Source organism: Arsukibacterium tuosuense (assembly GCF_900215315.1).
Lineage (GTDB): Bacteria > Pseudomonadota > Gammaproteobacteria > Enterobacterales > Alteromonadaceae > Alishewanella > Alishewanella tuosuense.
In genome coordinates, this window is record NZ_OBEB01000002.1 from 150,257 (window position 1) to 172,118 (window position 21,862).

A 21,862-nucleotide genomic window follows, 5' to 3' on the forward strand; every position below is an offset into this window, starting at 1 on the left:
ATTAAGGAAGTAAGTTAAAATGAAAAAGCTGTTATCACTGTGTTTGTTTGCGCTGTTATTGCCACTGGCGGTAAGTGCTAATTCAAAATTTGTCGAAGGTAAGCATTATCAGGTAATTGCGGAGCAAGCTTCTGCCAAGCCTGTGGTCAAAGAATACTTTTCGTTTTTTTGCGGGGGTTGCTATGGGTTTGAGCCGGTAGCGCAAAGTCTGGCTAAAAAGTTACCGGATGGCGCCGAGTTTAAGAAAGTACACGTCGACTTTATCCGTGCTGCCTCACCAGAAATTCAGAATATGCTGGCCCGGGCCTATCTGGTAGGCAAAAATATGGGTAAAGGTGACCAGATCGCGATGGCAATTTTTAACCAGATCCACCGCAGCCGGGTGCCGTTTGTCAACGAAGATGATGTACGCAGCCTGATGTTGATCAATGACATTGAAGCTGAAGAATACGAAAAAGCCATGCGCAGTTTCTCGGTGCGTGGTGCAGCCAGCCAGATGAAAAAAGAGCAGACTGAATTATCAGAAAGCCGGGTGTTATCGTCAGTACCGATGCTGGTGGTAAACGACAAATACAAAATTATTAACGAAGCGCTGAACCAGCGTAATCTGGAAAATGAGTTGCAGGAGCTGATTAGCTACCTGTTACAGAAAGACGCTTAATATAGAAGCTGTTACCACCAGGTTAAAGGTTACAACAGGGCTGGTCAATCCAGCCCTTTTTTGCGCTTAGCGTGGCACCTCTATCCGTTGCTTAACGTATTTCAGCTGCGCCACTATGGTAAACGTCATAATAACCAGCAGTGACCAGGAACTCCACTTGCCTAAATGCACCGCTGACCAGGCGCCCAGCTGGTTCGGATAGCTCCACAGCCCCATAAAGGTACTGATATTCTCCGCCAGCCAGATAAAAAAGCCTACCAGCACAAAACCGAGCAGTAAGGGCATGCTGCGTTCCCGGTCCAATGGGGTAAAATACACCACAGTGCGGGCGTAAAGCCCCAGCGTAGCCGCCGCAATATACCAGCGATAATCGCCGATAAAGTGATGAGTAAAAAAGTTAGCGTAAATCAGCAACGCCACCAGTACAGCCATCCAGTAGGGGGGATGATGCACTACCCGCTGCTGTAATAAACGCCAGCTTTGAATAATATAGCTGCCAACAGCGGCATACATAAATCCGGCAAACAAGGGTACGCCAAACACTTTGCTGTAAGCGAAGTCAGGGTAGCTCCACGATTGAATCGCCCCTGAGGTTTTAAACACCTCCAAAGCAAAGCCAACCAGATGAAATAAACAGATGGCTTTCAGCTCATCGACCGTTTCCAGCTTACTCCATACCATCCAGTACTGAATAAGCAGCGCCAGGATCAGCAACACATCGTAGCGCGGTATGCCAAACAGGCCGGTGCGCGGAACCAGTAATACCGACGCGAAAAATAGACCAACAAACAGGCAGGCCCTCGCCTGTTTCAGACCAAAAAACCAGAACTCCCAGCAAAACCGCTTCAGCCCTGCAGTATGTTGTGGTGGCGTAACCTGCTTTAACCAGTTGTCCAGCCGGTTAACGGCAGAAGTTGTATAAGATGACATATTTAAATCAATCCGGGATAGCGTTATAAACTAAGCTAACCTGCCGCAAGCCGGCAGGCAAGGTTAATGCAACGGCTTATGGTAAAGTAGTTAACTGAACAAATACTGAGTAAGGGTATGAATAACCGGTTGTTATCAGTAAGCGGCTTTGGTGATGCTGCTGCCGGGCTCCGGGTATATATCGCTAACCGGCCGCCCATGGCCGAGTACGCGTATTTACCGATGGTGCAACCACTGCAACGCGGTGAGATTGAGCTGATCAACAGTGCCTGTGGCAATGGCTGGCGCAAGGTATTTAATGTTTACGCCAAATTACTGTTTGCGCTGGATCCCAGGCAATTTACCTATAGCCGGCAGGCTGCCAGCTGGCAACAGTTTCGCGACCAGTATTTACTGCAGACCGGCAGCGATACCGCGTTGCTGTTTAGTCTGCCTGAACTGCAGCCAGACAACAAAACCGTGCATATTATTGCCGGCCGCACTTATGCCAAAGCGCTGCCCGATGCCGGCTTACCGGCTCAGCTAAGCTGGTTGAATAACGAATTTGCTATAGATAAGTTTAACCGGTTGCTGGTATGCCCGTACTTTGACTACCGCCAGCTGAATAATGAGAAGCTGGTTTTTTTAGCGCAACTGATAAAGGCATTAGATGAATAATGAGACATTACTGACCCAATTGCAGCAGTTATCTGCCATATTAACGCCATTTCAATTCGGGGTGGGTGGCAGTTGCCTGCTATGGCAGCTGGGGCTGGAAACTTCGCCGAATGACATTGATATTATATGCAGCGAGGATGACTTTGCCGCGATTTGTAATGAACTAGCAGCAGAGTATCAGTTGCAAGACCCACCCTCTCATAGTGAATATGCCACTACACATTTTGCCCGCTTCAGCCGCTCTGGCTGGCCGGACATTGAGCTGATGGCCGGAATTGCAGTGAAAAAGGATGACACTATCAGCCGCTGGCAGTTTAATCCGCAGCGTTGCCACTGGCAAAATGGCATTTGCTGGATGCCACCTGCTGACTGGTTGCAGCTATACCAGCTGTTCAACCGGCCACAGCGGGTGGCGCAGTTACGTCATTACTTAGTGCAGTTGCGGCTGGGTACTGTCAGCTAGTCTGCTATTTCCACTGCGCTGGGCACTAACTGATACCCGTCCGCTTTATCTTCACCTTGCGGCCACAGTGTTACCACACCTGTCGCATAAGCGGTTTTGCCTTTGGCGCTTAGCGGAAACACCATATCGCCATCACGCACTTTGATCCGGAAAGGGCCAATTTCGCTGTCCGCAGTAAATTTCATCCAACAACCCTGCTTACTGCATACCGAGTCAACGGTGCCTGAAATAGTCACTACCTGTTGCAAGTGCGTTTGCGGTGCAGTTAATAACTGCTCCACCGGCATCGCTGCTGTTTTATCAACAACCTCACCAAAAACAGTAGCGGCCTGCGCGCTGAATAATGAGGCGGAAAGTGTTGTGGCAAATGCCAGAGCCAGAACGGGTTTATACATAATCATTCTCCTGTGCGAATGTTCTATTCTGGCGAATTACCTGAGAAAGGCAAGTAGATAAAAATACTGCTAAATTGTAAATTAAAGTTTTAATTATTGTATTTTTGCGCTATAACTCAATCCACTTACAAATCATATAAGCAAAAGGGGCAAGCTGGTAATGCGATTTTTAATTGGATGTTGCCTGGTCGCTTTGTTGGTTGCGTGTAGCAAACCAAACGAATTTAACACTGCCGATATCAGTGAGGTATATATCGCTGATTTTGTTTCTGATGCACCAGAACAATGTGGTCCCGAAGACGTTGATTTAAGCAACAATGACGTGACACAGTTTTTTCAACTGGCACGTGAGGTTGAGCATAAAGTACTACACGATCATTATAATTACGCACCATGTGCTATTGAGGGTACGTTAAAGCTTCAGCAGCAAAGCTGCAGCTGGCAGGTACGGGCGGGTGCGACTGGTTATATAAAATGCGCAGAGCAGTATCGTTATTTCGCTTGTGATAACTGTGCTGAACTTTTTAATACTGCGACAGACCTGCAGTAACAGGTTTAATTCCCTGTTGGTTGCTAAATAAACTAAGGTAGCCTATAAAGTAAACAGTCAGTGTCATTATGTAAAATATATATGAATTTCCGTTTTACTTTGGTTTTTGTGCCCTGTAGTATGCGCGCCGCAATCACCAACTTAGGAAAATAAAACAATGACGTTGAAGTACATACTGCCTGCTATCGCACTGACTGCTACTGCTGTTTCTGCCGAAGAATACCAATTATTCACTGAACTACGTGCTGACCATGTGCGCGTTAGCGGCGACAAAGAAACATTGTGGTCACTGGACGGCACTTACTTTTTTGATAAAAAGCAAACACTGGGCCCGCTTGATCAGTTTGAATACATCAACAAGGTAAGCAATGTTTCAGCATCCTTTGCCCGTGCTTATGACGACAACAGCTATGGCATCGGTGGCGAGTACTTCGCTGAAAACAAATTTGTTGTTTCAGCCAGCCACCAGCGTTTAGGTGATTTCGACGTAACGTCTTTAGGCTTAGGCTACCTGATTTCTGATGACTTTATTGTACGTGCTCAGGCGGTTAAGCCTGAAGGCGAAGATACCAGTTTCCAATTCTCTGCCAGTTACAACCACCAGCTGCAGGGCAATGATTACCTTGGTTTCACCGCTACGGTAGATGACGAATTCGATTTCTTTACCATCAGCAGTAAATACTTTGCCAGCCTGGGTGACGAGCGTTTTATCACCATCGGCGCCGCTATTGCGGATAATGACGGCGACACCAGCTGGGCAGCTGAAGCAGATTACTACTTCTCTAAAATGACCTCAGTTGGCGTGTCTTACAATAAAGAAGACAGCTACAGCCTGAATGCCAAGCACTTCTTTAATCTCAATTGGGCGTTAGAGGCCGGCTTTGGCAGCAATGCTGACAATTCAGACCTTAAAGTTTACAGCCTGGCGGTTATCGGCCAGTTCTAAGTTTCTCTGGTAGCTACACTGGTGTTTTGGGCAACTTCGGTTGCCCTTTTTTATTCCTGCCTGACAGTTTGTGAAAATATGACATTGTGACTATACTTTGTGCAGATAGAACACGGGGAGCTGAAATGAGCGCGTTATTGCAACCGGTTGCTACGCCAAACACGGTATTGGCCAAAGCAGTGTTAAATGCAGCAGAGCAATTAGGCCTGAAGCAAGCTGAGCTGGCAGCAGTGTTGGGCGTGCACCGCACTGCGGTAAGCCGCTTAAAGCAAAGCTTAGTGCTGGATCCATCTTCTAAACAAGGCGAGCTGGCACTGCTACTTATCCGGGTCGCCCGTTCGGTATATACCCTCGCCGGTGGTGATCCGGCATGGATAAAACATTTTATGCAAAGCCCCAATCAGGTAACTGGCGGGGTACCCGCTAAGCAGGTGCAAAGCATCAGCGGCCTTGTCCAGGTGCTCCAATTTGTCGACGCATTAAGAGCAAAGCTGTGATCTGGCAAGCCAGTAAAGGTGAGCAGCATATCAGGACGGTTGCTGGCCTGCTTTTCCGGCTGGTGGCAAGCCAGGAGCAAGCTGCGACCTTAAGCCTGGTTGATACCCTGGCGGAGCAAGCTCTGCTGGAACAACTGCTGGAAGATACCAAGCCAGCTGCACCAACTGATGCTGCCGGGTTGCACCCTTTGCTAAAAGCCCCGTTTCGGTATCCACCATTAAAGTGGGGTTCGCGTTTTGGGGGCATTCATGAACCCGGCATTTTTTACGGTGGTTGCACGGTTGAGGTGTGCCTGGCCGAGTCAGCTTTTTACCGGCTGCTGTTCTGGCAGTCTATCATGGCACCGCCGGTTAAACCGGTATTACGCTCGGCCCATACCCTATTTAGCGTGGGCTACCACAGTAAGCGCGGCGTCTGCTTGCAACGGGTGCCTTTTTCGCAGTATCAGGCTGAACTCAGCAGCAAAACAAGCTACCAGCAAACTCAGCAGTTGGGCAGCGCCATGCGCGCCGCTGGGGTAGAGTTATTTGAATACCGCTCGGCCCGCTCAGAGCCCGCTGCCGATTGTGTCGGCTTATTTTCAGCCAAAGCTTTCACCGCCAGCCAACCCGAGCAAAGCAGCCAGTGGCTATGTGAACTCAGCGCCGGGCAGGTAGCGTTTAAACAAAACGGCGACACCCAGGTTTACCAATTCAACGCTACTCAATTTATGGTAGATGGCAAATTGCCCACGCCGGCTTGATTAGCTAGCAAAGAATAGTGAACAGTGACACTATGGTTATTTACGATAAGTAATCGCTTAGCAATGGAGTAGTTCGTGGCGGTATCGCACTGGAGCAGACAGCAAAGCTTAGTGGCGTTTAGCCTTTACTGCCGCTTACCTTTTGGTCGTTTTCATTCTCGAAATCCAGAAGTTATTCGATATGCAAACTTAATACAGCGGACGCCTTCGGCACTAGCAATGAAGTTATCTAATATTGCTAGCCTGGATCCGGCCATTACCTCCACCGGTCGTTCTGGATTAAGTGGTGCTTCCAACGCTGACAAAGCCATGTGGCAAGAAATGCAGCACGATTGGGTAGAGTTCTCTATCGCCATGGCACAAGCAGAACAGGAGCTTACTGGTCAAGTCGTTATTAATGATGTAACTGAAAATGAGTTGGTGACCACTTCAAAAATCGCGGCGGTGAAAGTGAGAATTGGCCAACAGTTCTTCCGCAATGCCGTATTAAGTGCTTATGATCAGCGTTGTTGTATTAGTGGTTTGGCTAATTCAAAGCTGTTGGTTGCCAGCCATATTGTACCCTGGAGTGCTGACGAGCATAACCGTTTAAACCCACATAATGGCTTGGCGTTATCTGCGTTGCATGACAAAGCTTTTGATTTAGGACTAATTACCATAAGCGAAGATTACTGTGTGGTGGTGTCGAGCAAGGACGGCGTGAAAAATGACCACTTCTTTAAGGAAGCAATCGCAAACTTTCATGGTAAACCCATAACCTTGCCGGAGAAATTCTATCCAGCAGCACAGTTTTTAGCTTACCATCGTGAGCATATTTTTGAGCGAAGTTGTCATGGACAAACTGCGGGAGCTTAGCTGGCGGGTGTTGCTGGTTTGGGAGTGTGCACTAAAAGGTAAGAACAAGGCGCCTCTGCCACAACTTACCGAAGACATCACGCATTGGCTGCACCACGGCAGTAGCTTTGCTGAGCTGCCGGCGGCCTGATTTTATAACGGCTCTGACACCAACTTCACACTTTTCTGCGCATAAAAATGCGAAAACCCAACACTTTTCTGCGCATAAAAGTGTTGTACTGCACAGAATTTGGCTAATAAACTATGGTAAGTAGTATGATGCATAAACGAAAAATCACGGATGGCTTTAATGCAGGCACTTGAACTTAAAATCCCCCCGGTTGTTTTGGTAGTGCTGTTTGCACTAGCGATGTGGCTGGTGGCGCTATGGTTGCCATCTGTGGCGCTGCCTCCATTATGGGGGCAGGGGTTGGCTGGTGTGCTGGCTGGTTCTGGTATAGCGGTGGCGTTAGCGGGTGTGCTGGCATTTCGCCGGGCCAATACCACAGTAGACCCACGCATTCCGCAGCAAACCTCCAGCCTGGTAATTCGGGGTATTTACCGCTATAGCCGAAACCCTATGTACTTAGGGTTTTTATTGCTGTTAACCGCACTGGCCTGTTACTTAATGAGTGCGGCCGCTATGATATTGTTGCCGCTGTTCGTGCTGTATATGAACCGCTGGCAGATAGCGCCGGAAGAGCGTTATTTGCTGGAAAAATTTGGCGCGGAGTATCAGACCTATACCAAACAGGTAAGGCGTTGGTTTTAATTTGACAGGTTTACCGGTGGTTTAATCAGCGACTCTGCCGGAATGCCCAACCCCTCGTGCAGCCGCCAGATCATTTTCAAAGTAAGCGAGCGTTTGTGATTTAAAATTTCATAAACCCGGTTACTTTTGCCAATCATTGGCTCCAGATCTTTAACTGTTAAGCCTTTTCGTTCCATTTCAAACTTTATAGCCTCAACAGGATCGGGCAAATCCATGGGGAAATGTTTAGCCTCATAAGCTTCAATCAGTGTAACCATTACATCTAACTTCTCGCCCTCCGGCGTATCCGGCTGAGCCAGCATCAGTTGCTCGACTTCATGCAACGCTGCACGGTAGTCGGCATCATTTTTGATAGGTCTGATATCCATCATTGCTTCTCCGGCGACTATATCGTTTGCACATCAATCTGATCATATTGGCTGTGAGTACCGATAAAACGCACATAAACGACTTTGTAGGCATAATTAATCCACACTACCAGCCGATACTTATTACCAGCTACGTTGAATACCACTCTGCCATCTTTGAGAATGCTGGCATGCCTGAAATCTTGTTTTACATCTGCAGGCGAATGCCAGTCTGCACTTAATACGTGGCGATGCCAGGCGAGAATAGGCTCTTTGGCATCACTATATTCCGGCTTATCCTGCCAGAATGCTTTTAACGTAGAGAGTGCAATTATTCTCATAGCGCAATTATAGTCCCATTATGGGACTTTGCAATGGTGTATTTTTTATCCGTCATTCAGATGGCACCTTACCCCAGCAACGGCTTTAAATACTGGCCGGTGTAGGACTTTTTGCACTCAGCTACCTGCTCCGGGGTGCCGGCCACCAGTATTTTGCCACCGCCGTTACCGCCTTCCGGGCCTAAGTCGACTATCCAGTCAGCGGTTTTAATTACATCCAGGTTATGCTCAATCACCACTATGGTATTGCCGTGATCGCGCAGCCGGTGCAGCACGTTCAGCAATTGCTGAATATCATAAAAATGCAGGCCGGTAGTCGGCTCGTCCAGAATATACAGGGTTTTGCCGGTGTCGCGTTTACTCAGCTCGCGCGCCAGTTTTACCCGTTGTGCCTCACCGCCGGATAAGGTAGTGGCCGACTGGCCCAGTTTAATATAGGTCAGGCCCACATCCTGCAGGGTTTGCAGCTTACGCTTTACCGCTGGTATCGCTTCAAAAAAGGCCAGTGCGTCTTCTACTGTCATATCCAGCACTTCGTGAATATTCTTGCCTTTATATTTAATCTCCAGCGTTTCCCGGTTGTAGCGTTTGCTTTTGCAAACATCGCACGGCACATAAACGTCGGGTAGAAAGTGCATTTCCACTTTAATCAGGCCATCGCCCTGACAGGCTTCGCAGCGCCCGCCCTTAACGTTAAAGCTGAAACGGCCGACCTGATAACCCCGCGAGCGCGCTTCCTGAGTACCGGCAAACAGCTCGCGCACTGCGGTAAAGATACCGGTATAGGTGGCGGCATTCGAGCGCGGCGTGCGGCCAATCGGGCTCTGGTCAATATCGATAACTTTATCGAAATGATCCAGGCCTTTAATTTCATGGTGCGGTGCCGGATCGGCGCCCTCACCTTTATTCAGCACCCGGTGCGCCACCCGGTACAGGGTGTCATTAATCAGGGTTGATTTACCCGAGCCTGATACGCCGGTAATGCAGGTCATTACCCCGAACGGGATGGCTAAATCGACATTTTTCAGGTTATTGCCGCTGGCGCCAATGACTTCCAGCCATTTATCAGTCAATGGTGTGCGTTTTTCCGGCACGGCAATTTTGCGGGTACCGGCCATATACTGACCGGTTAACGATTTGGGCTCTGCCATAATCTGCTCAATGGTACCCTGAGCCACGATATGGCCGCCATGCACCCCGGCGCCGGGGCCGATATCGATAATATGGTCCGCCAGCCTCACCGCATCTTCATCGTGTTCTACTACTATTACCGTGTTACCAAGGTCGCGCAGATGCGTCAGGGTGCCGAGTAAGCGTTCGTTATCGCGCTGGTGCAGACCTATTGACGGTTCATCCAGCACATACATTACGCCGACTAAGCCGGCGCCAATCTGACTGGCCAGGCGAATACGCTGCGCTTCTCCGCCCGACAGGGTTTCGGCGCTGCGCGATAAATTCAGGTAGTTCAGGCCAACGTTTACCAGAAAGCTCAGCCGGTCCTGAATTTCTTTTAACACTTTTTCGGCTATTTTGGCTTTCTGCCCCTGCAAGCTTAGCTGCTGGAAAAAGGCTAAACAGTCGCCTATTGATAGCTCAACGATTTCTGGCAGGTTGGTTTTGCCAATAAACACATGGCGCGCTTCGGTGCGCAGCCGGGTGCCATGACAGCTGGGGCAGGCCTGGGTTGCCAGATACTTGCTCAGCTCTTCCCGTACCGAATTTGATTCAGTCTCGCGATAGCGCCGCTCCATATTGGGTACGATGCCTTCAAACGGGTGGCTGCGTAGTACCACATCACCGCGGTCGTTCAGGTATTTAAAGTCGACCACGGTTTTACCGCTGCCGTATAAAATCGCGTCCTGTTGTTTTTTTTCCAGGTTGCTGAAGGGCACATCCAGTTTAAAGCCGTAATGCTCGGCCAGTGCTTTCAGCATCTGAAAATAATAGAAATTACGTTTGTCCCAGCCACGAATCGCACCGCCAGCCAGGCTTAGCTGGTTACTGACAATTACTTTATTCGGGTCGAAAAACTGTTTTACCCCCAGGCCATCACAGCTGGGGCAGGCGCCGGCCGGGTTATTAAATGAAAACAGCCGCGGCTCCAGCTCGGTCATTGAATAACCACAGGTCGGGCAGGCAAAATTGGCTGAAAATACCAGCTCGGCGGCGTCCGGTTCGTCCATAAAGGCGACTTTGGCCACGCCACCTGATAACGCCAGCGCGGTCTCAAATGATTCGGCTAAGCGCAGTTTAATGTCGTCTCGTACTTTAATCCGGTCTATCACCACTTCAATGGTGTGTTTTTTATGCAAATCCAGCGTCGGCGGGTCAGACAAGTCACATACCTCGCCATCAATCCGGGCCCGGATATAACCCTGGGCAGCCAGGTTTTCCAGGGCTTTGACGTGCTCGCCTTTGCGCTCCTGCACTACCGGGGCCAGTACCATTAATTTGGTGCCCTCAGGGAAGGCGGTCACTTTATCAACCATTTCACTAATGGTTTGTGCTGCCAGGGGCTGGTCGTGCACCGGGCAACGCGGCTCGCCCACCCGGGCAAATAACAGCCGCAGGTAGTCGTAAATTTCGGTAATGGTGCCGACAGTGGAGCGCGGGTTATGTGAGGTCGATTTTTGCTCAATTGAAATCGCCGGCGACAAGCCTTCAATATGGTCGACATCGGGCTTCTCCATCATGCTTAAAAACTGCCGGGCGTAAGCCGATAATGACTCGACATAGCGGCGCTGCCCTTCGGCATACAGGGTGTCAAAGGCCAGTGACGACTTGCCGGAACCCGATAAGCCGGTGATCACAATCAGTTTGTCGCGCGGAATTTGCAGCGAAATGTTTTTCAGGTTGTGGGTACGGGCACCCCGAATATCAATTTTATCCATTGCGGTTTCCGGTTATCAGCAGTGAAGGCACAAAAGCTGTACAAATATACACTACATAGCATTAATAAAAAACCAGCTAATCCAGCTAACTTAGTTTAGCCGGTTATAGCGATTAATCAGCGTAGGGTTAGTTGTGTGGGTGGGGGCTGCGGATTACAACACCCGCCCCGGCTCGCCACAGCAACTCACCCTTTTGAGGCTCAGACACTCTGTGGCGACCGAAACGGGGTTCTAATCCTCGCTATCGGGGTCACCATGTAACCTGAAGCTAAGTAAGGTGGTTAGTACGCGCATACTGCTAAATTGGCTTTAATTGCTGATAAAAAAGCCCCCGCGCGAAGCGGAGGCAATACGGGTGAAGCAAGGGAGATTAAGGTAAAAATTAAAAGGTATAACTGATACTAAACTCGACACTGCGCGGCATAATATAGCGGCCATTCGGGCTGCCGGCACTGCGCGGATCGCCTTCGGTTATGCCGTCTTTGTCGGTCAGGTTGCTTACCGCCAGCTGGGCTTTTAACTGTTCCGTCAGTTCCAGTTGCAGGCCAAGGTCAATTTTGGTGTAACCTTCCAGTTTTACCGTGTTGCCGTTATCACCAAAGCGGTCGCCGACGCTGGCCAGGGTGCCATACACCGTCGCATACATATCCTGCAGCTCAAAGCCGTAGCTTGGAGTCATTCGAAGCATCCACTCTGGCTGGCGGATTGCTTGCTTGCCAATGATCAGCGGGTCCGGATGGTTGGTAATTTCGGTATCCTGCAGCGTGGCGTTCAGGTTAATGGCAAAGCCATTATCGGCCCGGTAATTGGCATCAATTTCTACCCCAAGCGCTTCGGTAGTCAACACTTCAGCCGGCGCACCGGGGCGGGATACAAACAATTCACCGTCCACTTCGTTGGCAAAACCGGTAACATATAAGCTGTAGTTTTGTTCGGCCCATTTATAACCCAGCTCATACTGGGTCACTTCTTTAATCAGCTTGTCGCCGCTTTCAAAGGCGCCGAAGTTATCGCGGAAGTCATCAAAAAACGGCATTTTATTGCCTTTATTAATCCGGGCGAACATGCCCATATTTGGTTGCCACATCCAGTTTACGCCGGCGGTCCAGGCAATCTCTGACTCGTCGTAGTCAATCGCCTTGCTGATGGCGCCGGTTAAGCCTTCATCAACCACATAGGTAATTTTATGGTTTTCCCGGCGCAGGCCGGCGTCAACCCGCCACTGGTCATTAAACTGATACTCCAATGCGCCGTAAAAAGCACTGGTATTGCCATCACCGGTGGCGTCGATATCATAGTTCCAGCTGCAGCTGGCCAGGCTGTCGTTACAGTCAATGCCGACCAGTGCTTCGCCGCCTTTCTCTACCACGTGCCATTGTTGGTTACCAATAGACCACCAGTCCTGTACCGAAAAATTCGTGGCGTAGTAGCCCAGGGTAAATACCGCCTTGTCGGTGGTTTTGCTAAAGGCGATATCATTGGTAAAGGCTTCGATATCTTTTAATACCACCCAGCGGCCAATTTGCTGTACCACGGTATCGTTATCATAGCTGTCGCCGCTGACTGCGCCGGTAACCGGGCCGTTAACGCCGGCAACATTACCCAGGGTGGTGGCACCGCCCTCCGACACCAGACCAAAGGTATTGGCTTCACCGGCGATATGGCTGAAACGGTACATCAGGCGCCAGCTGTCGGTTAAGTCTAAATCGATGGTGCCGCCGGTAATACCGCCTTTCCAGCCGCGGCCATCGCCAAAATCATAGCTTTGCTGTTGATTATCCGGGCCAAAGGCAATGCGGCCTAAGCGGTTATTCGGGCCAATCTGGCTGTAGCTGTTATCTACCCCGGCCACGTTAATGGGCACCGGTAAATGCCATACGCCGCTGTCGTCGGTCTGGCGGGTATAGACATTAATTTTGCCGTTATCTAAATCTTTGGTCAGGTTAATAGTGAACTGATGGCCTTCTTCGGCATTAAAACCCACTTCGCGCGGCCCTTCAGAGCTGCTGATGTAACCGCCGGCCATAATGTATAAGTCATCGGCAATTTCACCGCTGATCACGCCATCTACCCGGCGCAGACCATAGCTGGAGGTCGAAAACTTCACCAGACCTTCGGTAATATCGCTGCCTTCTTTTAATAAAAAGTTAGTGGTTAAACCGGGCTGGCCATTCGATAACACCGGGGTAGAGCCGCCACGCAGCGCTTCCATAAAATGAATGGTTTCATCCAGCCGGAAAATAGAGGAGTTTTCTAAAAACGACAAGGTTGGCGGCGGGAAAATCGGCGCGCCGTTGAGCTGAATCGTCAGAAAGGGGGCATCGCCGGTGCTGGGAAAGCCACGGACAAACACATTGGCCCCGGCTACTCCGCCGGAACTCTCGGCCCAGACCCCAGGTACTACGGTAAAGAGTTCCGCAGTGCTTTTCGGGGAGAGCCGGGTAATGTTCTCAGCCGAGACATTGGTTACTGCATAACTGGTATCTACTTTTAAGCCGGTCATGCCGCTGGCTTTACCGGTAACGACAATTTGTTCAATCTGGTTATTTTCAGTGCGGCTTGCCGCTTCGCTGTCACTGCTTTGCTGGGCAGCCACGGGTAAGCTGAACAGCATTACCATGGCTGTGGTAATTTTATTAAGTTTTAACGCCATTCTTATTCTCCTGTCCTGTTGATAAAAACGCTGGCTGTATTTTTTAATGTTGTGCCGGGCGAAACTTACCTTAGGACACTTTTAAGCATAATGCAATCGATTGCAATACGCTTTTTAGTGTTTTTGCATACGATTGCATAGACATAATTAGCATTAAACTGCAGTTTGTTATACTCAACTTCCAGCTGACGTTGCTCCGGTGCGGCGCTTAAGGCATTATGCTAGTGGTAATGGTGATGTGAATCGTGAAGGAAGCAACGGAAATTAGCATGAAACAAGCGGCAAAAGTGATGACCCTGGCCGATATTGCCAGACTGGCCGGCGTGTCGGAATCGACAGCGTCGCGTGCCCTGCGTGATAATCCGGTAATTAATGCCCAAACCCGGCAGAAAGTGCAGCAAATTGCCGCGGATCATCAGTTTAAGGTGAATGCGACTGCCCGCAGTTTACGCACGCAGAAAAGCCATACTATTGCCGTGATTATTTTATTTGATGCCAAAACCCAGCAGGCGATCAGTGACCCCTTTTTACTGGATATTCTTGGGGTTATCGCCGACGAACTGACCGCCAAGGGCTATGACATGTTGCTGAGCACCAGCAAAACCACCGATAAGGACTGGCGCAGTTATTATTTTGATTCAAAACGGGCCGATGGCCTGATAGTCATTGGCCAGGGCGAACATGATGCGCGGGTCGATCAGCTGGCAGCGGCCGGGGTGCCTTTTGTGCTTTGGGGGGCAGCAACCGGCACCGAGCAGTATCCGGTAATTGGCTCGGACAACAGGCAGGGGGCGCAACTGGCAGTGGCTCATTTAATTAAGCAGGGCTGTAAGCGCATTGCCTTTTTAGGTGATATTCGCCATACCGAAATTGAAATGCGTTACCTCGGCTATCAGGATGCGCTACGCGCCGCGGGTATTAAACCTGAGCCTGCCTTGCAACTAAACACTGACTTTACCGCCCAGGCCGGTTATCTGCAGACCCAGCAAGCATTATTTGACCAGCTTGCCAGCCTGGATGGCATTTTTGCGGCCAGCGATGCCATTGCCATGGGGGCGATGAAGGCCTTGCTGGAGCATGGCATTAAGGTGCCACAGCAGGTGGCAATAGTCGGCTTTGATGATATTGCAATGTCGGCCTACTGCACCCCGTCGTTAACTACGGTTAAGCAGGATACCCATGCCGGCGGCCAGTTGCTGGTAGCGGAATTGTTAAGCCGGATTGACGGCGGAAAAGCGGCATCACAGCTGTTGCCGGTTAAGCTGGTCGATCGCCAGTCCAGTTTGCGAAACAGTACTTAAAGACGAAAGACTGGAATACCTGTTGGGGCGACACAGAGTGTCTGAGAGAGTGCTTCAGCACGAGTGAGTTGCTGTGTCGAGCCCGGCAGGTTGTTGCAGTCTGAAGTCTCTGCTTATATGTCTGAGCATGAGCCGGCCAGCTGGGGGCAATGTAGTCGTGGCTTGCGTTACCATTGCCGCCGGGCTCACCACAGCAACTACTCCGGGCGTCCTGCCCTACGCGAGCCAGCTAAAGCTGTTCAAATTCATTCCGGACGAATTTGTCGCCCTTACAGGGCTCAGACACTCTGTGGCGCCCCGTCAGCAAAGCTAACCGCCACTTGCTTTAGAGTTTCATAAGGTCAGTCAGTTTTAATGCCTGTATTGTTGGGTAAACCTTAAGCGCATTGTTAAGCACCTTGGGCTCACCTATTCCTATCGCTTGCATGCCAGCGCGATTAATCGATTTTATGCCAGCTACCGCATCCTCTACTCCGATACAGTGCTCGGGTGCTACGCCCAGGCCTTTGGCGGCCAGTAAAAACACTTCCGGGTCGGGTTTGCTGTTAACCACATCATTGGCATCGGCAATGTAATCAAACTGGCTGGCGATACCTAAACGCTCTACTACCATGGCAGCATTTTTACTGGCTGAAGCCAGGCCAATTTTAATGCCGTTCTGGCGCAGCTCTGCGAATAACGGCTGCACGCCGGCGAATAAATCAGCCGGGCTCATATGGGCAATCAGCTCCAGGTAGTGCTGATTTTTCTGCTGCATCAGCCGGGCTTCTTCAGCGGCGCTCAGTTGTCGGTTGGCTTTTTGCAAAATCCAACGCAGCGAGCCTAAGCGATCGACTCCTTTTAGCTGTTCATTATCCTGCTCGGTAAAGCCAATGCCTAGCTCGTGCGCTAATGCCTGCCAGGCCTGGAAATGATAATGAGCGGTATCGGTTAGCACACCATCCAGGTCAAAAATGACCGCTTTAACCGTCATATCAGGCTCCTGTTGTGCATTGCAGCGGCGCAGCAACACTAAGTTGCAGCGGCTGGCCGGCGTGATGCAGGGTTAGTGGTTCGCCAGAGATTAACTGATAACACGCCTGTTGTTTGCTTAGACTGACTTTTAACACCCGGCCCTGATAACACAGCCGGAACTCCAGTTCGGGTAACCCGTGCGGCAAACGCGGCTGAAAATACAAGCCGTCATTACGCACTCTTAAGCCGGCAAAGCCCATTACCAGCGACAACCAGCTACCGGCCATGCAGGCAATATGCACCCCCACATCGGTATTACCATGGTGGTTATCTAAATCCATCCGCGCTGAATCGCCAAAAAAGGCATGGGCCTGCTCGATGCTGCCGCTTTCAGCAAAGGCAATACTGTGAATACAACCCGATAAGCTGGAGTCGTGGGTGGTCAGCGGTTCGTAATAGGCCAAGTCGCGCGCTTTCTGCGCCGGGCTTACCCGGTTATCCAGCAGCACATTAGCCAGCACGGTATCGGCTTGCTTTAACACCTGATGGCGGTATATCACCAGCGGGTGATAGTGCAGCAACAGCGGGTACTTGTCGCTTGGGGTATTGGCAAAATCCCAGGGTTTTTTAGTTAAGAAGCTGTCGTCCTGTGCCTGTACGGCCAGTTGCTCGTCATACGGTAGATACATGTTTTCAGCGGCGCGTTGCCAGTTGGCCAGCTCACTATCGCTGACCCCAAGCTTTAAGGCTAACTCAGGAAACTTAGCAAAAATCTGCAGGCTGAATTCCAGTTGCAGCTGCACCATGGCATTGGTGTAGAAATTATTATTCACAATAGCGGTGTATTCATCCGGCCCGGTTACCTGGTGAATTTCAAAACGGTTGCCGTGGCGCGGATTAAAAAAGCCCAGCTCCAGCCAGAGCCGGCTGGTCTCGAGCAGCATTTCAGCGCCCATCTCGCGGATAAAATCATTATCGGCGGTAGCCAGATAATAGCTGCGAATGGCATAGGCGATAGCTGCGTTGATGTGATACTGCGCCGTGCCGGCCGGGAAATAGGCCGAGCACTCTTCGCCGCCGATAGTGCGCCACGGATACAAAGCACCACGGCTATGGGACATTTGCCGGGCCCGCGTTCGTGCCGCGTCAAGCTGACTGTAACGATGGCTCAGTAACTGGCGGGCGGTTTCGGGTTGGGTCAGGCTCAGTACCGGCACCACGTATATTTCAGTATCCCAGAAATAATGGCCATCGTAGCCCGGGCCAGTTAAGCCCTTAGCGCCGATATTGCTTGTGCCATTGCGGCCGGCGGCTTGGGCCAGGCTGAATAAATTAAAGCGGATCCCTTGTTGTAGCGCCGTGTCGCCACCAATTTTCACATCGGCCTGCTGCCAGAACTGCGACCAGTATTGCTGATGCGCAGCCAAATGGCTGGCAAAGCTCTGCGCAGAAGCTTGCTGTAACAAGGTGTTGGCCTGCTGCTGCAGCTTACTAACGTCGCCTTGCTCATTGCTGTGGCAATACACTACCAGTTTATGCAATGTTAACGGCTCGCCTTCTGTCAGGCTTAGCTGAAACTGCTGACTGATACAGTGTTCGTTTTGGTGATTTGCCGCCCATTTGGCCGCAGCGGGTAGCTGATGGCTGATGGCTGCCGCGACAGTGCTGCCGCTGCCATGGGCTTGATGCAGCATCATCGCTTGCTCGCTGTCACAACTCTGTTGCAGCAAACGCAGGCTGTCGGCTATCGACATTATGCCGACCCGCGGGTCATCCTTCTTCTGAAAACCGGGATAGCCGGCATCCAGTAAGCTATCAAGCTGAATATCGCCACTGAAGTTAAGGGCGGTAATAGTCAATTCAATTGCCAGTAAATGCGGATTGGCCTGGGAAATAAAACGCCGGCTATGCAGTTGCAGCCGTTTGCCACTCTGGCCTTGCCACTGCCATTGTCGTTCAAGTACCCCGGTTTTCAAATCCAGCTGACGGCTATGGCTACTGGCGCCACTAATGGTAACGGTTTCGCCATCGACGGTCAGTTGCATTACTTTGCCATTGGCAACCTGCAGCATTTTATGATTATTGCGAGCAAAGCCATAGGCGCTTTCGCCATAGGTTATCGGTTCGCTGCTGTATACGCCGTTTAAGTAGGTACCTTCGCAGTGGTTTACTCCTGCGGGCAGCGCTTCGTCAAAGCTGCCGCGGCTGCCAATATAGCCATTGCCCAAACTCAGCAGGGTTTCTTTTAACATATGCAGCTCAGGTCGGTAGCTGTCGTCAGCCAGTTGCCAGGGCGCGACTCCCAACGCTTTGGTGATATCTGCTTGCATTGTCATCAGTATTTCCTTGTAGCAACTTGCGATACTGGCACTATACACGGTTTTAAATTGCTTTTGCAATCGATTGCAATTGACAATTAAAACATTGTATAGTCGTTGGCAACAGGGTAAAAAACCAACAACTGCCACCAGGCAGGGCCTGAAAAAGAGTATAACAATATGGCAACGCTCAGAATAAAACTGGCTTTACTGCTTACCTACTTTGTTTTTGCAATTTTGCTGAACAGTGTCGGCACCGTGATCCTGCAGGTGATCCACACCTATCAGATCACTAAAGAAGCAGCCAGTGTGCTGGAAGGCTTTAAAGATATCCCGATTGCCATAGTGTCATTTTTAATTGCCGCCTGGCTGCCACGGTTGGGTTATAAAAATGCCATGCTGATTGGCGTTAGTCTGGTTACTCTGGCGTGTCTGGCGATGCCCCTGTTGCCGTCGTTTTTAACGACCAAGTTATTGTTTTTGACCGTTGGCGCCAGTTTCGCACTGATTAAGGTATCAGTGTATGCCAGTATTGGTGTGGTTACCCGCACCAATGCCGAGCACGCGTCGTTACTGAATTTTATCGAAGGCTTTTTTATGCTGGGCGTGCTCAGTGGCTACTGGGTGTTTGCTGCCTTTATGGACCCAACCGCACCGCAATCCGCCGACTGGCTGCAGGTATACTGGTGGCTGGCCGGCTTATCGGCACTGAACCTGTTGTTGTTGCTCAGCACCCGTTTTCCAGCACTCGACCTGCCGAAAGTCAGTCATGCCGCCCAGGATTTTCTGGCGATGATTAAACTGGTGTACCGGCCGCTGGTATTTGTGTTTGTGGTTTCAGCCTTTTTATATGTATTAATTGAGCAGGGCATTGGCAGCTGGTTGCCGACGTTTAACAACGAAGTACTTAGCCTGCCCAATCAGCTGAGCGTGCAGTTAACCAGTATCTTTGCTGCCAGTCTGGCACTGGGCCGGCTGGCGGCGGGTGTGGTGCTGAAACATTTAAGCTGGTACTGGCTGCTGAATATTTGTCTGGCGTGCATGGCAGCGTTAATTTTGCTGACGTTGCCGTTAACTAATAATGTGCAAGTGGCCGCGGATGTCAGTTTGCTTAATGCGCCACTGGCCGCCTATTTATTCCCGTTAATAGGCTTATTTATGGCGCCGATATATCCGGTGATTAACTCGGTGATCTTAAGTGCCCTGCCGAAAGTGCAGCATGCGCCGATGACCGGTTTAATTGTGGTGTTTTCTGCACTTGGTGGCACTACCGGCTCGATTGTAACCGGCTATACCTTTGCCAGTTTCAGCGGCCAGACTGCGTTTTATTTGTCCTTGCTGCCGCTCAGCCTGTTGTTATTGTCCGTTGCTCTGCTACGCCGGCAAAGCAAGTTGGTTGCAGGGTAATTAGTTCGCTTTTCTGTGCAGCTAACACAATATCGTTTGATGCGATGCAATAGCCGGTAAATCCACTTAAAGCGGGCGGGTTCTGTGCTACACTTGCGCGCTTATTTCGGCTGTTAATCAAAATTAATGGATCAACTGAACGCTATTGAAAAACGGGCAGCACTGGCGCTGGCGCTGGTGTTCTTAACCCGGATGCTGGGCCTGTTTATGTTGCTGCCGGTATTTGCACTGTACGGCACTGAACTTATTGGCTACTCACCGCTGTGGATAGGCCTGGCCATTGGCGCCTATGGCCTGACTCAGGCCATTTTGCAAATTCCGTTTGGCTGGCTGTCTGACCGGATTGGCCGGCATAAAGTGATGCTGCTGGGCCTGGCGTTATTTGTGCTGGGCTCGGTAGTGGCGGCACTGGCTGACTCGGTGTACATGGTCACTTTCGGTCGTATTTTGCAGGGCGCCGGTGCTATTGCCGGCGCGGTGCTGGCGCTGGCCGCCGATTTAACCCGCGATGAGCAGCGCCCGAAAGTGATGGCTATTATTGGCGCCAGTATTGGCTTGTCGTTTGCGCTGGCGATGGTCGCCGGGCCACTGCTGGCTAAATGGGCTGGTTTAAGTGGCGTGTTCTGGTTTACCGCTGTGTTGGCTTGCTGCGCGATGCTGATCGTGGCGCTGCTGGTACCGAAAAGCGTCAGTAAAGCACCGGCAGCAGAAACGCTGGCCGTACCCGCTACTTTGCTCAATATTGTCAGACACCGCCAGTTATTGCAGCTCGATATTGGCGTTTTACTGCTACATTTAATGCTGACTGCCATGTTTGTTGCCCTGCCGTTGTTGCTTAGCCAGTATCAACTGGCAGCCGATCAACATTGGCTGGTGTATTTGCCGGTGCTGCTTGGCTCTTTTGTGCTAATGGTGCCAATGATGATCATCGCTATGCGCCGGCAGCAGGAAAAAGGTTATTTTCTGGTAGCGATCAGCTTGCTGATTATTGCTATGTTACTGGCTTTTATTGCCACTGACTTATGGTGGTTAATTGCCGCTCTGCTAATATTTTTTACCGGTTTTAATTTTTTAGAGGCCAGTTTGCCGGCAATGGTGTCGCGGGTTGCACCGGCCGGACAGCGCGGCAGCGCCATGGGCATCTACTCCAGCAGCCAGTTTTTCGGGGCTTTCGCCGGCGGCCTGATTGGCGGTCTGATCGCGCAGCACTTTAGTTATGGATTGGTGTTTGCCGTTTTAGCCGGTATTGGTTTAATATGGCTGCTTATTGCCCGGACGATGCAGGTGCCTGCCCGGGCCCAGCGTTTGTCGCTGGCGGTGCAGGTCAATTCAGAGCAAGAGGCCAGCGTAATGGCCGGTCGCTTAGCTGAGCTTAGCGGCGTGCAGGAAGTCACTATTTTACTGGCCGAACAACGCTGTTATTTAAAAGTCAGTTCGCAGCAATTTGACCTGGCACAGGCCCGGACATTGGTTGGTACAAGCCAACCCTAATTTTTCAGGAGAAATCGCATGGCGCGTGGAATTAATAAAGTTATCTTAATCGGCAATCTGGGCGCCGACCCGGAAGTGCGTTACATGCCACAGGGTGGCGCCGTCGCTAATATGACACTGGCCACCTCAGAAAGCTGGACCGACAAAAACACCAACGAGAAAAAAGAGCAGACTGAATGGCACCGGGTGGTAATTTATCAGCGTCTGGCTGAAATTGCCGGTGAATATCTGCGTAAAGGCAGCAAGGTTTATATTGAAGGTAAACTGAAAACCCGCAAATGGACTGATAAAGACGGCGTTGAGCGCTATACCACTGAAATCGTCGCCAACGAGCTGCAAATGCTGGATGGCCGGGGTGATGGTCAGCAGCAGGGCGGCGGCATGGGTGGCGGCCAGCAGGGCGGTTATCAGCGTCCGGCGCAACAGCAACCCGCTCAGCAAGGTGGCGGCTATCAACAACCACAGCAAGGTAGTGGCTATCAGCAGGCGCCTGCTCAGAACTCACCACAGCAAGGTGGCTATCAGAAACCTGCCCAACAGGGTGGCAATCAGCCAGCACAGGGGCAACAACGGCCGCCAATGGAACCACCTATCGACTTTGACGACGATATCCCTTTTTGACATCGTTAAGATTGCCCCAAAAGCCTGACTAGTCAGGCTTTTTACTTTAGGCTGGCGGTTCTCTACGCGGGTTCTCTAAACGGGTTCTCT

Annotated in this window: 22 protein-coding genes; 14 read left to right on the forward strand and 8 right to left on the reverse strand. The window is 50.7% G+C overall.

Features of this window, described 5'->3' with window-relative positions; translation table 11 throughout:
• The first annotated feature begins 19 nt into the window (after nt 1-19).
• Nucleotides 20-661, forward strand: coding sequence for a thiol:disulfide interchange protein DsbA/DsbL (locus CRO03_RS05180; protein ID WP_097110567.1), 642 nt, complete (start codon nt 20-22; stop codon nt 659-661).
• A 66-nt stretch (nt 662-727) separates the two neighbouring features.
• Here CRO03_RS05180 and CRO03_RS05185 read toward each other — a convergent pair whose 3' ends face one another.
• Complete coding sequence (locus CRO03_RS05185) at nt 728-1,591, reverse strand: DUF817 domain-containing protein (protein WP_097110568.1); 864 nt, start codon at nt 1,589-1,591, stop codon at nt 728-730.
• Nucleotides 1,592-1,708: 117 nt separating this feature from the next.
• Between CRO03_RS05185 and CRO03_RS05190 the strand changes: the two genes are divergently transcribed.
• Nucleotides 1,709-2,248 (forward strand): DUF6942 family protein, encoded by a 540-nt coding sequence (locus tag CRO03_RS05190; RefSeq protein WP_097110569.1) that lies wholly within the window; start codon nt 1,709-1,711, stop codon nt 2,246-2,248.
• Nucleotides 2,241-2,711: a hypothetical protein gene (locus CRO03_RS05195; RefSeq protein WP_097110570.1), complete on the forward strand. Its 471-nt coding sequence runs from the start codon at nt 2,241-2,243 to the stop codon at nt 2,709-2,711. Before CRO03_RS05190 ends, CRO03_RS05195 begins: the two co-directional genes overlap by 8 nt.
• Here CRO03_RS05195 and CRO03_RS05200 read toward each other — a convergent pair.
• The gene (locus CRO03_RS05200) at nt 2,708-3,106 is read right to left on the reverse strand and encodes a DUF4920 domain-containing protein (protein ID WP_097110571.1); all 399 of its coding nucleotides are present in this window, start codon (nt 3,104-3,106) and stop codon (nt 2,708-2,710) included. The genes CRO03_RS05195 and CRO03_RS05200 overlap by 4 nt on opposite strands.
• Nucleotides 3,107-3,266: 160 nt before the next feature.
• Here CRO03_RS05200 and CRO03_RS05205 point away from each other — a divergent pair, with 160 nt between their 5' ends.
• From CRO03_RS05205 to CRO03_RS05235, 7 genes are all read left to right on the forward strand, one after another.
• A complete protein-coding gene (locus CRO03_RS05205; RefSeq protein WP_212682349.1) occupies nt 3,267-3,656 on the forward strand; it encodes a hypothetical protein in 390 nt (129 codons plus the stop codon).
• A gap of 157 nt (nt 3,657-3,813) precedes the next feature.
• Nucleotides 3,814-4,602: a putative porin gene (locus CRO03_RS05210; protein ID WP_097110572.1), complete on the forward strand. Its 789-nt coding sequence runs from the start codon at nt 3,814-3,816 to the stop codon at nt 4,600-4,602.
• 125 nt (nt 4,603-4,727) lie between these two features.
• Nucleotides 4,728-5,099: an MbcA/ParS/Xre antitoxin family protein gene (locus tag CRO03_RS05215; RefSeq protein WP_097110573.1), complete on the forward strand. Its 372-nt coding sequence runs from the start codon at nt 4,728-4,730 to the stop codon at nt 5,097-5,099.
• Entirely contained in the window at nt 5,096-5,842 is a 747-nt protein-coding gene (locus CRO03_RS05220) for an RES family NAD+ phosphorylase (protein ID WP_097110574.1), read from the forward strand. The genes CRO03_RS05215 and CRO03_RS05220 overlap by 4 nt, the downstream gene beginning before the upstream one ends.
• Nucleotides 5,843-5,917: 75 nt before the next feature.
• Nucleotides 5,918-6,697 carry an HNH endonuclease gene (locus CRO03_RS05225; RefSeq protein WP_097110575.1) on the forward strand — a complete coding sequence of 260 codons (780 nt, stop codon included), beginning with the start codon at nt 5,918-5,920 and terminating at the stop codon, nt 6,695-6,697.
• Nucleotides 6,675-6,827 carry a hypothetical protein gene (locus CRO03_RS05230; RefSeq protein ID WP_212682350.1) on the forward strand — a complete coding sequence of 51 codons (153 nt, stop codon included), beginning with the start codon at nt 6,675-6,677 and terminating at the stop codon, nt 6,825-6,827. Before CRO03_RS05225 ends, CRO03_RS05230 begins: the two co-directional genes overlap by 23 nt.
• 159 nt (nt 6,828-6,986) lie before the next feature.
• Nucleotides 6,987-7,448 carry a methyltransferase family protein gene (locus CRO03_RS05235; protein ID WP_097110576.1) on the forward strand — a complete coding sequence of 154 codons (462 nt, stop codon included), beginning with the start codon at nt 6,987-6,989 and terminating at the stop codon, nt 7,446-7,448.
• Here CRO03_RS05235 and CRO03_RS05240 read toward each other — a convergent pair.
• From CRO03_RS05240 to CRO03_RS05255, 4 genes are all read right to left on the reverse strand, one after another.
• Nucleotides 7,445-7,819, reverse strand: coding sequence for a helix-turn-helix domain-containing protein (locus tag CRO03_RS05240; RefSeq protein WP_425426984.1), 375 nt, complete (start codon nt 7,817-7,819; stop codon nt 7,445-7,447). The two genes, CRO03_RS05235 and CRO03_RS05240, sit on opposite strands and share 4 nt — an antisense overlap.
• Nucleotides 7,820-7,833: 14 nt before the next feature.
• A complete protein-coding gene (locus tag CRO03_RS05245) occupies nt 7,834-8,136 on the reverse strand; it encodes a type II toxin-antitoxin system HigB family toxin (protein WP_097110577.1) in 303 nt (100 codons plus the stop codon).
• 68 nt (nt 8,137-8,204) lie between these two features.
• The gene (uvrA, locus tag CRO03_RS05250) at nt 8,205-11,027 is read right to left on the reverse strand and encodes an excinuclease ABC subunit UvrA (RefSeq protein ID WP_097110578.1); all 2,823 of its coding nucleotides are present in this window, start codon (nt 11,025-11,027) and stop codon (nt 8,205-8,207) included.
• A gap of 382 nt (nt 11,028-11,409) precedes the next feature.
• On the reverse strand, nt 11,410-13,680 hold the full coding sequence (locus tag CRO03_RS05255) for a TonB-dependent receptor (RefSeq protein ID WP_097110579.1): 2,271 nt from the start codon (nt 13,678-13,680) through the stop codon (nt 11,410-11,412).
• 269 nt (nt 13,681-13,949) lie between these two features.
• Between CRO03_RS05255 and CRO03_RS05260 the strand changes: the two genes are divergently transcribed.
• Nucleotides 13,950-14,981: a LacI family DNA-binding transcriptional regulator gene (locus CRO03_RS05260; RefSeq protein ID WP_097110580.1), complete on the forward strand. Its 1,032-nt coding sequence runs from the start codon at nt 13,950-13,952 to the stop codon at nt 14,979-14,981.
• 325 nt (nt 14,982-15,306) lie between these two features.
• Here the strand turns inward: CRO03_RS05260 and pgmB are convergent, their stop codons facing one another.
• Both pgmB and CRO03_RS05270 read right to left on the reverse strand, forming a co-directional pair.
• Nucleotides 15,307-15,954, reverse strand: coding sequence for a beta-phosphoglucomutase (pgmB, locus tag CRO03_RS05265; protein WP_097110581.1), 648 nt, complete (start codon nt 15,952-15,954; stop codon nt 15,307-15,309).
• Between the two features lies 1 nt (nt 15,955).
• The gene (locus CRO03_RS05270; protein WP_097110582.1) at nt 15,956-18,271 is read right to left on the reverse strand and encodes a glycoside hydrolase family 65 protein; all 2,316 of its coding nucleotides are present in this window, start codon (nt 18,269-18,271) and stop codon (nt 15,956-15,958) included.
• 162 nt (nt 18,272-18,433) lie between these two features.
• Here CRO03_RS05270 and CRO03_RS05275 point away from each other — a divergent pair, with 162 nt between their 5' ends.
• The 3 genes from CRO03_RS05275 to ssb all read left to right on the forward strand — a co-directional run bounded on the left by CRO03_RS05275 (nt 18,434) and on the right by ssb (nt 21,772).
• Nucleotides 18,434-19,660: an MFS transporter gene (locus tag CRO03_RS05275; RefSeq protein ID WP_097110583.1), complete on the forward strand. Its 1,227-nt coding sequence runs from the start codon at nt 18,434-18,436 to the stop codon at nt 19,658-19,660.
• A gap of 126 nt (nt 19,661-19,786) precedes the next feature.
• Nucleotides 19,787-21,151: an MFS transporter gene (locus tag CRO03_RS05280; protein WP_097110584.1), complete on the forward strand. Its 1,365-nt coding sequence runs from the start codon at nt 19,787-19,789 to the stop codon at nt 21,149-21,151.
• 18 nt (nt 21,152-21,169) lie between these two features.
• Entirely contained in the window at nt 21,170-21,772 is a 603-nt protein-coding gene (gene ssb / locus CRO03_RS05285) for a single-stranded DNA-binding protein (protein WP_097110585.1), read from the forward strand.
• Nucleotides 21,773-21,862 lie beyond the last annotated feature (90 nt).

What these genes read in the sequence shown, in the direction of transcription:
- CRO03_RS05280 (WP_097110584.1), top strand. Translation starts at nt 19,787, where the DNA reads ATGGATCAACTGAACGCTATTGAAAAACGGGCAGCACTGGCGCTGGCG.
- CRO03_RS05230 (WP_212682350.1), top strand. Translation starts at nt 6,675, where the DNA reads ATGGACAAACTGCGGGAGCTTAGCTGGCGGGTGTTGCTGGTTTGGGAG.
- CRO03_RS05275 (WP_097110583.1), top strand. Translation starts at nt 18,434, where the DNA reads ATGGCAACGCTCAGAATAAAACTGGCTTTACTGCTTACCTACTTTGTT.
- ssb (WP_097110585.1), top strand. Translation starts at nt 21,170, where the DNA reads ATGGCGCGTGGAATTAATAAAGTTATCTTAATCGGCAATCTGGGCGCC.
- CRO03_RS05185 (WP_097110568.1), bottom strand. Translation starts at nt 1,591, where the DNA reads ATGTCATCTTATACAACTTCTGCCGTTAACCGGCTGGACAACTGGTTA.
- CRO03_RS05215 (WP_097110573.1), top strand. Translation starts at nt 4,728, where the DNA reads ATGAGCGCGTTATTGCAACCGGTTGCTACGCCAAACACGGTATTGGCC.
- CRO03_RS05205 (WP_212682349.1), top strand. Translation starts at nt 3,267, where the DNA reads ATGCGATTTTTAATTGGATGTTGCCTGGTCGCTTTGTTGGTTGCGTGT.
- CRO03_RS05210 (WP_097110572.1), top strand. Translation starts at nt 3,814, where the DNA reads ATGACGTTGAAGTACATACTGCCTGCTATCGCACTGACTGCTACTGCT.
- uvrA (WP_097110578.1), bottom strand. Translation starts at nt 11,027, where the DNA reads ATGGATAAAATTGATATTCGGGGTGCCCGTACCCACAACCTGAAAAAC.
- CRO03_RS05245 (WP_097110577.1), bottom strand. Translation starts at nt 8,136, where the DNA reads ATGAGAATAATTGCACTCTCTACGTTAAAAGCATTCTGGCAGGATAAG.
- pgmB (WP_097110581.1), bottom strand. Translation starts at nt 15,954, where the DNA reads ATGACGGTTAAAGCGGTCATTTTTGACCTGGATGGTGTGCTAACCGAT.
- CRO03_RS05180 (WP_097110567.1), top strand. Translation starts at nt 20, where the DNA reads ATGAAAAAGCTGTTATCACTGTGTTTGTTTGCGCTGTTATTGCCACTG.
- CRO03_RS05255 (WP_097110579.1), bottom strand. Translation starts at nt 13,680, where the DNA reads ATGGCGTTAAAACTTAATAAAATTACCACAGCCATGGTAATGCTGTTC.
- CRO03_RS05200 (WP_097110571.1), bottom strand. Translation starts at nt 3,106, where the DNA reads ATGTATAAACCCGTTCTGGCTCTGGCATTTGCCACAACACTTTCCGCC.
- CRO03_RS05270 (WP_097110582.1), bottom strand. Translation starts at nt 18,271, where the DNA reads ATGACAATGCAAGCAGATATCACCAAAGCGTTGGGAGTCGCGCCCTGG.
- CRO03_RS05190 (WP_097110569.1), top strand. Translation starts at nt 1,709, where the DNA reads ATGAATAACCGGTTGTTATCAGTAAGCGGCTTTGGTGATGCTGCTGCC.
- CRO03_RS05240 (WP_425426984.1), bottom strand. Translation starts at nt 7,819, where the DNA reads ATGATGGATATCAGACCTATCAAAAATGATGCCGACTACCGTGCAGCG.
- CRO03_RS05235 (WP_097110576.1), top strand. Translation starts at nt 6,987, where the DNA reads ATGCAGGCACTTGAACTTAAAATCCCCCCGGTTGTTTTGGTAGTGCTG.
- CRO03_RS05195 (WP_097110570.1), top strand. Translation starts at nt 2,241, where the DNA reads ATGAATAATGAGACATTACTGACCCAATTGCAGCAGTTATCTGCCATA.
- CRO03_RS05260 (WP_097110580.1), top strand. Translation starts at nt 13,950, where the DNA reads ATGAAACAAGCGGCAAAAGTGATGACCCTGGCCGATATTGCCAGACTG.